The organism is uncultured Tissierella sp., assembly GCF_902479755.1.
Classification (GTDB): Bacteria; Bacillota; Clostridia; order Tissierellales; family Tissierellaceae; genus Tissierella; species Tissierella carlieri.
Map to the genome: position 1 here is coordinate 1 of NZ_CABSQO010000064.1, position 13,231 is coordinate 13,231.

A 13,231-nucleotide genomic window follows, 5' to 3' on the forward strand; every position below is an offset into this window, starting at 1 on the left:
GTGAGATAGAAAAGAGATACAGTTATTAAACTGTAACTATATTATACGAGGAGGACAATAATGGTAAGAAAAGCTTATAATGCAAATGGTATATCGGCATCAGGACCATATTCACATGCAGTTGATGCTGGAGAGCTAGTTTTTTTATCAGGACAAACTGTGATGAATGCAGATCCCATGCCAACTGATAAAGGAAATATAACTGAACAAACAAAAGAATGCTTTATCAATTTATTTAAAATATTAGAATCAGCTAATCTTACATCAGATGATGTAGTAAAAGTAAATGTATATCTAACAGATATGAAGAATTTCTCTGCAATGAATGAAGTATATAAAACCCAATTTTCGGAACCTTATCCTGCTAGAACGACTATAGCAGTTTTGGAACTGCCACTTGGTGCAGATGTTGAAATAGAATTAATTGCAAAAAAGCCACAAAATAAATAGTTAATAATAATCCTCCTTGATAAAGTTTAATGATTCTAGGAGGATTTATTCTATATAGAATTAATTACTCTTATAATGAAAAATAAATATCTAAATTGTTAAAAAAGATAATATTATTGTACATGAGATTTAAAGAATTTATTTATATATTAACTTGAATTAAGCATTCAGATAGCAAATCTATTTAAGAAAATATGTAAGATATATTCTATATTATTAATGAAGATTTAAATTTGTCAGTTTATACAATAAGATTCATTTAATGAGGTTATATGTCTTTTTATGTATAGAGTATGAATTTTGTATAAATACCATAGGAATGAGTAAAATAATAATGCTTAATTCTAAAATATATTGATAAAAATCTTAACTTGGTGGTGTTTTATATGGAAATTAAAGAAGGAGTAATGGTTCCATTAGGCTATGGTAAGTTTGCTCGTTCTGATAAAATCATTAGCCTTGAACCTATTGAGGATGATCGGGGACCGGGGAGAAGAACTGTTGTGTATGTTGAGGAAGTAAAATCTCCAATAATAGCATCCAAAACTGAAAATTCTATATTAGCAAGAATGGTGGAAATACCAAGAAATGAACTGGAGGCTTCTGCTGCCCTAGAGCTTTTATACGATATAGGAGATGATATTGGGCAGATTGGACCTATGCTTAGAAAAAGCATAAAGAAAGAAGCAAACTTTGACCTTGATAGAATTGAAAAGCGTATAAATGAGATCATCCAACATGAAATTGAATTTGATGGAATACACTAATGTAAATTTAATTTCATATATTAGTAATTAGGCACTAGGTTGCTAATCTAGTGCCTATGTTATTTTTTAGGCTTTCAATTTCATAGACCAATAGATTTAAGAATAACCCTACGTCAGTGACAATACCTATAGTTTGACTGCTTCCTCTATCGCATAGTTTTGTAACCACGGCAGAGTTAATATCTACACATATCATCTTGATCTTTGCAGGAAGCATATTTCCACTGGCAATCCCGTGAAGCATAGATCCAAGGACTAGAACTATATCTGAAGATTGTAAATATTTGTTATAGGCTTCTTGAGCTTCGATCATATCAGTAATTGTATCTGGTAATGGACCATCATCTCTTAAACTTCCCGCAAGGACAAATGGAGTATGATTTTTTATAGATTCATACATTATACCTGAGCGAAGTATCTTTGCTTCAACGGTTTCTTTTATGGAGCCATATTCCATAACCTGATTTATAGCCCTCATATGATTTCTATAGCCATTGTGGGTTACTTTACCTGATCTTGCACATACTCCCAAGGAAGTACCAAAGAGATTTTTTTCTATATCATGAACTGCAAGGGCATTTCCAGCTAATAAACTGGAAACATAATTTCCTTTAATAAGCTCTGAGAGATAGTAGTCTCCACCTGTATGGACTACAACAGGCCCAGCAACTACAGTTAACTTCTTGTCATTATAGAATAATTCATAGGCTAAATCTTTTATAATAATATTATTTCTTCTTTCGGAAGAGACAGAACTATTCATAAAGTTGAAAGAATCTTCTACCATTGCATTCTTATCTTTTAGAATTTTAACTCCCGAATCACTACATACTACCATATCACCTTTTCTTATATCTCTTAGTTTTTTACATGATGCACCTTGTTCATCTATGACTATAAGTGCATCCATTCTTTGCTTTTTTACCTCTATCCATTTATTATTATAAAATACCAGAGTTTTATAATTTGTAGTTGAATAAAAGTCATCAGGAACATGTTTATCCTGCTCTACTTTTTTTAACACTATATTTTTATTTATATTCTTATTTTTGAATTTATTTATCTCCATTTTAAATTCTCCTTTCACTAATTGATAATTTAAACGACTTTTTACAGTTTCGAAACTCAAATTCATTTACTCGTTACGCTCATTGTGTTAGGGTATAATCATGACCACCCGTAAAACGGGTGGTTTGCTCTAGCCCTATAAGGGCATGGTACTTGCTGTGTCTCAAGACACATTGAAAGGTCTGCCAACCGCTTTATTTTCTCAAGCAACCCCTAAAGGGGTTCTTCTTATATTTAGTTTTTTATTTTTTCCCCAGTAAAAGGGTCTACAAATTCTTTCATACTTAATTGGTCGTATGCTATATCTTCTTGTAATTGTTTCTTTATATATTCTTCTATTACTTTTTTATTTCTACCTACTGTACTCACATAATATCCTTTACACCAAAAATGCCTATTCCCATATTTATATTTTAAATTGGCATGTCTATCAAATATCATTAAGCTACTTTTTCCTTTCAAGTACCCCATGAAACTTGATACACTAAGTTTTGGTGGAATAGTTACTAGCATGTGTATATGATCTTTACATGCTTCTGCTTCTATTATTTCTACTCCTTTATATTCACATAACTGTCTCAATATCTTTCCGATATCTGATTTTATCTTTCCATATATTATTTGTCTTCTATATTTTGGTGCGAAAACTATATGATATTTACAATCCCATTTCGTATGTGATAAACTATTATTATCCATTATGGATACCTCCTTCGATTAAGTTTGGTTGGTCAGACCTAACTTTATTATATCAAAGGAGGTTTCTTATTTTCTGTTCACCGCTGAAAGCTCTTTGGAACCACCCGCTTAGCGGGTGGTATTCATAAACAATAAAAAAACCTTCATCCCAATACTGGGACGAAGGTAATTCGCGGTACCACCCAAATTGATTAAGCAGTAAATAAAACTTAATCCTCTTGAAGCCTGTAACGTTGGCGAAACGGACAAATTTTTTCATTTGCAGCTTAGAGGGTGGGTTCAAAAGAAGTAATCTTAGAAAATCTTTCAGTCGATGGATCTTCCTTCCTTTTAGAATCTTTCTATTTACTAGTCCTCTTCAAGGCCAAATATTTATTTAGAAAATATTATATTCATTATAAAATTAATTGTCAAGTGTTTTTTAGAAAAAATTAATTATTTTTATAATTATATGATTAATTTTATATATTAAATTGAAAAATTTTAAAATGGGTATAAAATTAAAGATATAGCACTAAATATATTAAATTAATATATTCTTAGGAGGTAGTAAAAATGGGACTAATAAAAGCACTTAGTTCAGCCATAAGAGGCACTCTTGCTGATCAATGGTTGGAGATAATTGAACCAAACGATATGGGTGATAATACTGTATTTACATCTGGTATAACCGTCAGAAAAGATGATAGAAGAGGGGCAAATAAAAAGGGGACAGAAAATACAGTTTCAAATGGATCAATAATTCATGTATATCCAAATCAGTTTATGATACTTGTAGATGGGGGAAAGGTTATAGATTATACTGCTGAAGAAGGATATTATAAAGTAGATAATTCATCTTTACCATCTCTTTTTAATGGAAATTTTGAAGAAGCTCTAGATGAATCATTTCAACGTGTGAAATATGGTGGTGTAACACCTACTTCTCAAAAGGTATATTATATAAACCTACAAGAGATAAAGGGAATAAAATTTGGGACTCCAAATCCTTTAAACTACTTTGATAATTTTTATAATTCAGAGCTATTTTTAAGAACCTTTGGAACTTATTCTATAAAAATAACAGATCCACTACTATTTTTTGTGGAAGCAATACCAAGAAATAAGGACAAAGTAGATATTGAGGATATTAATGAGCAATACTTATCTGAGTTTTTAGAAGCTTTGCAATCGGCAATGAATCAAATGTCAGTTGATGGAATCCGTATATCTCATGTTCCTTCAAAGGGCAGGGAATTGAGTCAATATATGGCAAATATCCTAGATGAGGAATGGAAAAGAATGAGAGGAATGGAAATACAATCTGTAGGCATAGCTAATATTTCTTATGATGATGAGTCTAAAGAATTAATTAATATGAGAAATAAAGGAGCCATGTTAGGTGATCCATCAGTACGTGAGGGCTATGTACAGGGTTCTATTGCTAGAGGGTTAGAAGCTGCTGGATCAAATGAAGGAGGAGCTGCATCTGCTTTCATGGGTATGGGAGTAGGAATGCAGGGGGCAGGTAGTTTTATGGGAGCTGCATCAGCATCTAACCAAAATCAAATGGCTAAAGAACAAAATCAACAAAGTCAGGCTCAAGGTATACCTAATAAAGGATATTGGTTCTGTAGTAATTGTGGTACAAAAAATGGAGGTAATTTTTGTTCGGAATGTGGAACAAAAAGAGCGACTCCAGAACAATGTTCTAACTGTGGATATAAACCAAGTGGTGAGATTCCAAAGTTTTGTCCAGAATGTGGAACCAAATTTTAATATAATCTAAGTATTCTTTATTTAGGAAAGAGGTGGGCTATGACTATAAAGAGTTATAAATGTCCAAGTTGCGGTGCAGGAATACATTTTAAACCTGCACTGCAAAAATTCAAATGTGATTTTTGTTTAAGTGAATATACTGAAGAAGAAATAGATGATATATATACTGAAAAAGATGAAAAAGAAGAACTTTATCATAATAATATAGATTCTCGGCAGTTATCATCCTATGAATGCAATAGTTGTGGAGCGAAAATAGTCACTGATGATACTACTACGGCTACTTTTTGTTATTATTGTCATAATCCAGTTATAATATCAGATAGGTTAATAGGTAACTTTCAACCTAATAAGCTAATACCATTTTCCGTTGATAAGAACAAAGCAAAACAAAACTTTCTAGATTGGGCACAAAATAAGAGATTCGTTCCTAATGATTTCTATAGCAATTCACAATTAGAAAAGATAACTGGAATATATTTACCATATTGGTGGGCTGACTGTGAAGTTGATATAGATTATATAGGAGAGGCGAGAAATATTAGAGTATGGCGCAGTGGAGATAGAGAATTTACAGAAACTAAAAAATATCAAATCGTAAGAAAAGGTCAGATTAATATAGAAAACGTAGGGGAAGTAGCTTTTACTAAAATAGATGACACACTTTTAAATGGTATAGCACCGTATAATGAAAATGAGATCATAGACTTTTCTATGGCATATCTCTCAGGTTTTTTTGCTGAACAATATGATATGGAAAAAGAAGATATTATTCCTAAAGTGGAAGATAGAGTTGGTAAATACTCAAAATCTTTAATAGATGAAACTATATCTGGATTTAATTTAGTAAATGATATAAGAAATAATTCTAAGGTAAATTATAATAAATGGAGCTATACTCTTTTACCAACATGGATATTAACTTACCTTTATAAGGGAAAAACCTTTGTATATGCAGTAAATGGTCAAACGGGCAAATCTTTTGGAGAACTGCCTTTTAACAAACAGAAAGCATTTAATGTAGCTATGATAATATTTATAGTTACTTTTATCACTCTTTTAATAGGAGGGATGTTAATATGGTAAGTCTATCTAAAAGATTAATAATTCTAATATTATCTTTTATATTAATTATATTAATTGTACAACCAATTACTGTATCAGCTGAAAAATCCTTAGTATTTGATGATGCTATGTTATTTACTGAAGACGAAATAATCAAATTACAAACTGAGGTAAATAATTTATCCAATGATTATAATATGGATATAGTTATTGTAACTACTAGTGATACCGATGGTAAAACGTCAAGAGAATATGCAGACGATTTCTTTGACTATGGAGGTTTTGGGGTAGGAGATAACTATGATGGTATATTATTCTTAATAGATATGGATAATAGAGAAGCCTATATATCCACCTCCGGAATAGGAATTAGATATCTGACAGATGCAAGGATAGAAAGGATATTAGATATTGTATTTGATAGTGGCTTAGTTGAAGGTGATTACTATGGAGCTGCTATGGGATTTTTAAGGGGGACTAAAGATTATCTAGAGGCTGGAATTCCCTCAAATCAATATAATGAGCCTGAATATATAAAACCTAAAAACATCCTAACATTTACTGATGTAATAATTAGTATAATTGGTGGGATAGTAACTAGTAGTCTGTTTTATTTTACTACTAAATCAAGATATAAAACACCGAGGGTTGTAAATCCCTTTTCCTATAGAAATAATAGTTTGGTAAAATTAACTTCAAATGAAGATAAATTAGTAGATACTTTTGTGACTCATAGGATTATACCTAAGCCTACAAACAATTCTAATTCTTCCAGTGGTAAAAGTACAACTCATAATTCTTCTAGTGGAAGAAGCCATGGTGGAGGAGGAAGAAAGTTTTAGCAAGATGTGTATGGGATTCTGCCATTCTATATTTTATAGATTCAAAAAATTCAATAGTAATATAAGTATTTAAAATATCTAATAACTCTTAGTGAAAAATGAAAAAGCACAAATCTTAAAGGAGGATTTGTGTTTTTTTATCTATCTAATTCAAGTTTCTAATGATTTAAAATCAAACTTAAAATGGTTGGATAATATAAAATTAAAATTGAAACAACAGCAGAAATCCAAAAGATTATTTTAGTTGTTCTGTTAGAATTTCTTTTTTCAATTAAACTATAGGACCAATACATTAAAATAGCAGTGACTATAACGAAAATAGGCTTGTATTTTGTAAGGTTGGATAAATAAGCTGTACCTATTGTCCCTAGACCTAGGGACGCTAATATTAATCCACCGCCTCAGCAAAAAGCTGCACCAAAAGCTGTAAAAACTGATAATATGCTAAGGAATTTTTCTTTCATAAACAAACCTCCATGGGGTATACTTGTTATTTAATAATACCAAATAAAAAATAAAACATCAAGGTTGATAATTTTTAATCTTAGTGAATTTGATTAGCATATTAATTATAATAAGGAAATTTGAAGTTTTTGGATATAATATTCTATAGAATCGTTATTAGGAGGGAAAATTATGCGTGTTTTTTTAGCTATAGAGTTTACAGAAGAAGTAAAGGAATACTTATATAAAATACAGCAGATAGTTAAGAACCATAGTAGTGCAGGTAATTTTACTAGCAAAGAAAATTTTCATTTAACACTTCGATTTATTGGTGAAGTGAAGGAGCATGAGCTAAATAAATTAAAAGAGATTATTAATTATATATCATTAAATCGAGAAATTTTTCAAATAGTTTTTAAAGAACTTGGAGAATTCCCTAGGAAAAATAAAAAAATAATTTGGATAGGATTACAACAGAATAAGGAATTAGATTTATTATATTCTAATTTAGAAGATAGGTTAGAATTTTATGAATATCCAAAGGAAGAAAGAAGGTTTGTTCCACATATAACTTTAGGCAGAGAAATAATCCTTACAGAAGAATTTAATAATATAAAAAATTCGATTGAAATTGATAAAGTAAAAATGACTGTAAATAAGATTTCCATTATGGAGAGTACAAGAAAAAATGGTCAATTAACTTATATTCCAATTTATGTAAAACAATTTAAATCCAAGTGCTAGAAATCATAAGAAATACAAATACTTATGGTGGGAATAAGGTTGAAAATTTAGTCAATTGAAATTTTTTAAAAAATATTTTCAAAAAAGCCATTGACAGCATTACTTTATCGTGCTATATTAGTTTTTAAATACAAAAAAGATTGCAATCTGATATCAAATTTAATCATAAAACTAAGATGAAGAGTGAACTATTAAATAATCAAGTACAGAGAGCTGGAGTAGCTGAGAACCAGTGTTGATATAATAGGAAGCAATCACTTCTGAGTTATATGGCTGAACTAAGTAAGCCATATCGGTAGACTCCGTTAAAAGGTCAGGGTTTAAATTTGAACCTAGTGAGTTAATTATCGTGAGATAATTATAAAGTAGAGTGGTAACGCTTTAACAGCCTCTACATGTATTTAACATACATGTAGAGGCTTTTTTAGAACAATTTTTCATAAAAATAAGGCCTGTTTTTATGGTGATTAATATAAACCAAGAGGAAGATGTAATACTTAAAAATATTATTTCAAAAATTATAATTGGAGGGTGTTTTAAATGAATAAAAAATTATTAGGAGTATTATCACTAGTTCTTATATTAAGTCTTCTTGCAGGATGTACATCTAAACCAGCAAGTAATCAAGCTAATTCAGATACAATAAAAGTCGGAGTAAACTATGAGTTATCAGGTGATGTTGCCACTTATGGTCAAAATTTAAGTGATGGAGTATTGCTAGCTATCGAAGAAATAAATAAAAATGGTGGAGTTCTTGGAAAACAAATACAACCTATTAAAGTTGATAATAAATCAGAAGATACAGAATCAGCAAATGTTTCTACAAGATTAGTTACTAGAGATAAGGTAGTTGCATTACTTGGCCCAGCTACATCTGGAAATACAAAGGCTGCAATACCAGCAGCAACTCAAAATAAGATTCCTCTGATATCAGCTTCAGCAACGGCAGATGATGTTACAGTTGATAGCAATGGAAATGTTAGAGAATATGTATTTAAAACTTGTTTCAGCGATTCTTTCCAAGGGGTTATGATGGCAGAATTTGCTTTAAAGGATTTAGGATTTAAAAATGCAGCAATATTAGCTGACAGTACATCTGATTATGCTAAAGGACTTTCAAAGGCTTTTAAAGAAACTTTTACATCTCAAGGTGGTAAAGTGTTAACTGAAGAAGCTTATCAAGCTAAAGATACAGATTTTAAAGCAGTTTTGACAAATCTTAAGGGATTAAATCCAGAAGTATTATTTGTTCCTGGTTATTACGAAGAAGTTGGTTTAATAGTTAGACAAGCAAGGGAACTAGGATTAAATGTACCAATACTTGGTGCTGATGGATATGAATCACCAAAGCTTACTGAAATTGCAGGAAAAGATGTTTTAAATCAGGTTTATTATTCAAGTCATTATTCTCCAATGGATGAAGCAGAAGAAGTAGTAAAATTTAAAGAAAACTTCAAAGCAAAATATGGTAAAGAGGCTGATGCTTTCAATGCATTAGGATATGATTTAGGATATTTTCTTAAGGATGCTTTAGAGAGAGCAGGAGAAGTAAACTCAGAAAAATTAAAAGATGCTATTGCATCAACTAAGGATTTTAAAGGGGTAACGGGAACTGTCTCAATAGATGAAAAACATAACCCAGTAAAATCTGTGACAATAATAGAAATGAAAGATGGGGTTCCAACATTCTTGAAAAAATTGGATCCAAAATAATTAAAAGTGAACAATGTCTTTTAGATAATTAGCTCTTTTAAGACATTGTTCATATAGACTTATTATAGAAAGGAAGTTAAAAATGGAACAACTATTACAGCAATTAATAAATGGAATATCACTTGGAAGCATATATGCTCTAATAGCATTAGGTTATACCATGGTATATGGAATAATAAATTTAATTAATTTTGCCCATGGTGATATTTATATGATAGGAGCATATGTAGGATTTGCCTTAACAACCTTTCTAGGATTAGGTTTTTTTCCTTCATTGCTAATTTCAATGTTAGTTTGTAGTGTTCTTGGAATCATAATAGAAAAAATAGCATATAAGCCTATAAGAAATTCTACAAGGATTGCTGCTCTTATTACTGCTATATCTGTATCACTATTTTTAGAATATACCATGGTGTATTTTGTAAAACCAGATACAAGAACATTTCCAGAAGTGTTAAAAAGTAAAATACTGACTCTGTTTGACGGAAGAGTTATATTAGATACAAAAAATATTTATATTATTTTAATAACTATTGCATTGATGATTGGACTTCAATATATAGTTCATAGAACTAAAATAGGTAAGGCAATGAGAGCTGTTTCTCTAGATAAAGATGCTGCTGAACTTATGGGAGTAGATGTAAACAAAACCATATCAGCTACATTTGCTCTTGGGTCTGCATTAGCAGGGGCCGCTGGAGTTTTGGTTGGAGTCTATTATAATACTATAAATCCTCTAATGGGAACAGTGCCAGGATTAAAGGCATTTGTTGCGGCAGTATTAGGAGGAATAGGCATTATTCCTGGAGCAGTATTTGGAGGGTTCTTCCTTGGCATGACAGAAACTCTTGTCTCTGCTTATGGAGGGTCAGTATTCAAAGATGCTGTTGCCTTTTCAATACTTATTATAGTCTTATTATTTAAGCCTAATGGACTTCTAGGAAAGACTATAAAGGAAAAGGTATAGGGGGAAGACAAATGAAAAAAATAGACAAAAAAAAGACTATAGGTTTTAGCCTATTGATTATAATTTATTTTCTAGTGAAAATTTTGATGGATGCAGGTATTATAGACTCTTATTTCCAATTAAACATTTTTCTTGTTGGAATTAATATTATATTAGCTACTGGGTTAAATTTAATTACTGGATTTACAGGTCAATTCTCATTGGGTCATGCAGCTTTTATGTCAATAGGAGCATATACATCAGCAGTAATTACTGCTAAATTGGGACAGCCATTTATAGCAGCCATATTGGCATCAGGAGTTATAGCAGCTTTTGCTGGTGTTCTTATTGGAATTCCAACTTTAAGATTAAAAGGTGATTATCTAGCTATAGCTACTCTTGGATTTGGTGAAATTATAAGGATTTTAGCATTAAATATTGATTATATAGGTGGAGCTATTGGATTTAATGACATTCCTCAATATACAAATTGGACTTGGATTTTTATAATGACTGTGGCTACCGTATTTTTAATCAAACATTTTATCAATTCTTATCACGGTAGAGCATGTATAGCCATAAGAGAAGATGAAATAGCAGCAGAGGCTATGGGAATTAATACTACTTTCTATAAAGTTTTAGCCTTTGCTATTGGTGCTTTTTTTGCAGGTATTGCAGGATCACTATATGCTAATTACTTTTATTTTATAAAACCTGACTCTTTTGGTTTTATGAAATCAATTGATATACTAGTAATTGTTGTATTTGGTGGAATGGGTAGCATTACAGGATCAATTATTGGGGCCCTTCTATTATCAATAATTTCATTATTTCTTCAAGGGATACCTGAACTTAGAATGGTAATTTATTCACTGATTTTATTTGTGATAATGGTTTATAGACCGACAGGACTTTTAGGTAAAGAAGAATTTAAAATATTTAAGAAGGGAGGAAGAAAAGATGTCAGTGTTGAAAGTAAGTAATCTATCAAAGAGCTTTGGTGGTATCAAAGCAATTACAGATGTTAGTTTAGATATAAATAGGGGAGAAATTATTGGTCTAATTGGGCCAAATGGTGCTGGAAAAACAACATTTTTTAACTTATTGACTGGTATATATACTCCTACATCAGGAGAAATAATTTATAATTTGGAGAAAGAAGTAACGGCTAAAGACTTAAAACCCCATAAAATTACTCACTATGGAATTTCTAGAACTTTTCAGAATATACGACTTTTCAAAAATATGACAGTACTTGATAATGTACTCATTGGATTTCATAATGGTCTAAAATATGGTGTAGTTTCAGCTTTATTTAAACTGCCTTCATATTATAAATCTGAAAAAAATACTTATGATGAGGCAATGGAACTTCTTAGTAAATTTAATCTATTAGATAAGAAAGATGAGCTTGCAAAAAATCTTCCTTACGGTGATCAAAGAAGACTTGAAATTGCAAGGGCTTTAGCTGCAAAGCCAAAATTATTATTATTAGATGAGCCAGCTGCAGGAATGAATCCTAAAGAGACTAAGGAACTTAACTTTCTAATTAAATGGATAAGAGAGACTTTTGATCTTACAATAATCCTGATAGAGCATGATATGTCATTAGTTATGAATATTTGTGAAAGAATATTTGTATTTGACTACGGATATTTAGTTGCTAGTGGTGTACCCGAGGAGATACAAAAAAATGAAAGGGTAATCAAGGCCTATCTAGGTGAGGAGGCAGCACAATGTTAGAACTTTCAAATGTAAATGTATATTATGGAGGGATTCATGCACTTAAAGATGTAAGCATCAAGATAGAAGAAGGAGAAGTAGTTACTCTTATTGGTGCAAATGGAGCAGGAAAATCTACAGCTTTAAAGGCTATATCTGGAATGGAGAAACCTAAAAGTGGAGAAATAAAATTCAATGGAGAAAAAATCAATTTTTTAAATGCTACAGATACTGTTAAGTTAGGAATATCTCATGTTCCAGAAGGAAGAAGAATTTTTTCTAAGATGAGCGTAATGGAAAACTTGGAGATGGGAGCGTATACAAGAAACGATAGAGGAGAAATTAAGAAGGACTTTGAAAAGATATTTTCTTTATTTCCAAGACTTCTTGAAAGAAAAGAGCAAATGGCTGGAACATTATCAGGAGGAGAGCAACAGATGCTTGCAATAGGTCGTGCTCTAATGTCGAAGCCAAAACTTATCTTATTAGATGAACCTTCTATGGGGCTTGCTCCAATAATAGTAAAGGAAATATTCTCTATTATAAGAAATATAAATGAGGTAGGAACTACGGTTCTTCTAGTAGAACAAAACGCAAATATGGCTCTCAATGCAGCAGATAGAGCCTATATAATTCGAAATGGAGAAATAGAAATGGAAGGTAATGCAAAAAAAATGGTAGCAGACGAAAGGGTAAGAAAGGCTTACCTTGAGGGATAATATTATATATAGCCTATAGACTAATTATTTATTTTAAATTATGTCTATAGGTTTTTTTAAATCTATAGAAAAGTTCTTGCAATTATTCTTTTTAAATATTAACTTGGCCTTAATGTATTTCAAGGAAAGATACTTCTAATGCTTTGTGAGAACCTTTTTTATATAACTTCATATAATTTATCAATATAATTGAATACTTTATAGAATTATGCCAATAATATACGGATGTAATCATAATTGGCTCTGTAAACTAAATATGAAAAAATAGTACAATATCTTCATAGAATTGCTCTA

At 30.8% G+C, this 13,231-nt stretch carries 13 protein-coding genes and 2 other annotated features; of the genes, 11 read left to right on the forward strand and 2 right to left on the reverse strand.

The window, feature by feature from the left end:
• Positions 1-60: 60 nt before the first annotated feature.
• Together RDK80_RS19120 and RDK80_RS19125 are read left to right on the forward strand one after the other, a co-directional pair.
• Positions 61-450 carry a RidA family protein gene (locus tag RDK80_RS19120; protein ID WP_201260031.1) on the forward strand — a complete coding sequence of 130 codons (390 nt, stop codon included), beginning with the start codon at positions 61-63 and terminating at the stop codon, positions 448-450.
• Positions 451-836: 386 nt separating this feature from the next.
• Positions 837-1,217 carry a hypothetical protein gene (locus RDK80_RS19125; RefSeq protein ID WP_094903963.1) on the forward strand — a complete coding sequence of 127 codons (381 nt, stop codon included), beginning with the start codon at positions 837-839 and terminating at the stop codon, positions 1,215-1,217.
• Between the two features lie 34 nt (positions 1,218-1,251).
• Here the strand turns inward: RDK80_RS19125 and RDK80_RS19130 are convergent, their stop codons facing one another.
• Both RDK80_RS19130 and tnpA read right to left on the reverse strand, forming a co-directional pair.
• The gene (locus RDK80_RS19130) at positions 1,252-2,286 is read right to left on the reverse strand and encodes a TIGR00300 family protein (protein ID WP_308525211.1); all 1,035 of its coding nucleotides are present in this window, start codon (positions 2,284-2,286) and stop codon (positions 1,252-1,254) included.
• Positions 2,287-2,519: 233 nt separating this feature from the next.
• The gene (tnpA, locus tag RDK80_RS19135) at positions 2,520-2,984 is read right to left on the reverse strand and encodes an IS200/IS605 family transposase (protein ID WP_308525212.1); all 465 of its coding nucleotides are present in this window, start codon (positions 2,982-2,984) and stop codon (positions 2,520-2,522) included.
• A 152-nt stretch (positions 2,985-3,136) separates the two neighbouring features.
• Positions 3,137-3,355, reverse strand: a binding site (T-box leader).
• 184 nt (positions 3,356-3,539) lie between these two features.
• Between tnpA and RDK80_RS19140 the strand changes: the two genes are divergently transcribed.
• The 9 genes from RDK80_RS19140 to RDK80_RS19180 all read left to right on the forward strand — a co-directional run bounded on the left by RDK80_RS19140 (position 3,540) and on the right by RDK80_RS19180 (position 12,937).
• Positions 3,540-4,742, forward strand: a complete 1,203-nt coding sequence (locus tag RDK80_RS19140; RefSeq protein WP_308525213.1) for an SPFH domain-containing protein — start codon at positions 3,540-3,542, stop codon at positions 4,740-4,742.
• Positions 4,743-4,781: 39 nt separating this feature from the next.
• Positions 4,782-5,828 carry a hypothetical protein gene (locus RDK80_RS19145; RefSeq protein ID WP_094903966.1) on the forward strand — a complete coding sequence of 349 codons (1,047 nt, stop codon included), beginning with the start codon at positions 4,782-4,784 and terminating at the stop codon, positions 5,826-5,828.
• Positions 5,822-6,649, forward strand: coding sequence for a TPM domain-containing protein (locus RDK80_RS19150; RefSeq protein ID WP_308525214.1), 828 nt, complete (start codon positions 5,822-5,824; stop codon positions 6,647-6,649). Before RDK80_RS19145 ends, RDK80_RS19150 begins: the two co-directional genes overlap by 7 nt.
• Positions 6,650-7,285: 636 nt before the next feature.
• Positions 7,286-7,837: an RNA 2',3'-cyclic phosphodiesterase gene (gene thpR, locus RDK80_RS19155; RefSeq protein WP_094903968.1), complete on the forward strand. Its 552-nt coding sequence runs from the start codon at positions 7,286-7,288 to the stop codon at positions 7,835-7,837.
• Positions 7,838-8,001: 164 nt separating this feature from the next.
• Positions 8,002-8,233, forward strand: a binding site (T-box leader).
• A 144-nt stretch (positions 8,234-8,377) separates the two neighbouring features.
• Positions 8,378-9,550, forward strand: coding sequence for an ABC transporter substrate-binding protein (locus RDK80_RS19160; RefSeq protein WP_094903969.1), 1,173 nt, complete (start codon positions 8,378-8,380; stop codon positions 9,548-9,550).
• An 82-nt stretch (positions 9,551-9,632) separates the two neighbouring features.
• Positions 9,633-10,517 (forward strand): branched-chain amino acid ABC transporter permease, encoded by an 885-nt coding sequence (locus tag RDK80_RS19165; RefSeq protein ID WP_094903970.1) that lies wholly within the window; start codon positions 9,633-9,635, stop codon positions 10,515-10,517.
• A gap of 11 nt (positions 10,518-10,528) precedes the next feature.
• Positions 10,529-11,479: a branched-chain amino acid ABC transporter permease gene (locus RDK80_RS19170; RefSeq protein WP_094903971.1), complete on the forward strand. Its 951-nt coding sequence runs from the start codon at positions 10,529-10,531 to the stop codon at positions 11,477-11,479.
• Positions 11,457-12,239, forward strand: coding sequence for an ABC transporter ATP-binding protein (locus tag RDK80_RS19175; RefSeq protein ID WP_094903972.1), 783 nt, complete (start codon positions 11,457-11,459; stop codon positions 12,237-12,239). Before RDK80_RS19170 ends, RDK80_RS19175 begins: the two co-directional genes overlap by 23 nt.
• Complete coding sequence (locus RDK80_RS19180) at positions 12,233-12,937, forward strand: ABC transporter ATP-binding protein (RefSeq protein ID WP_308525215.1); 705 nt, start codon at positions 12,233-12,235, stop codon at positions 12,935-12,937. The genes RDK80_RS19175 and RDK80_RS19180 overlap by 7 nt, the downstream gene beginning before the upstream one ends.
• The last annotated feature ends 294 nt before the right edge of the window (positions 12,938-13,231 follow it).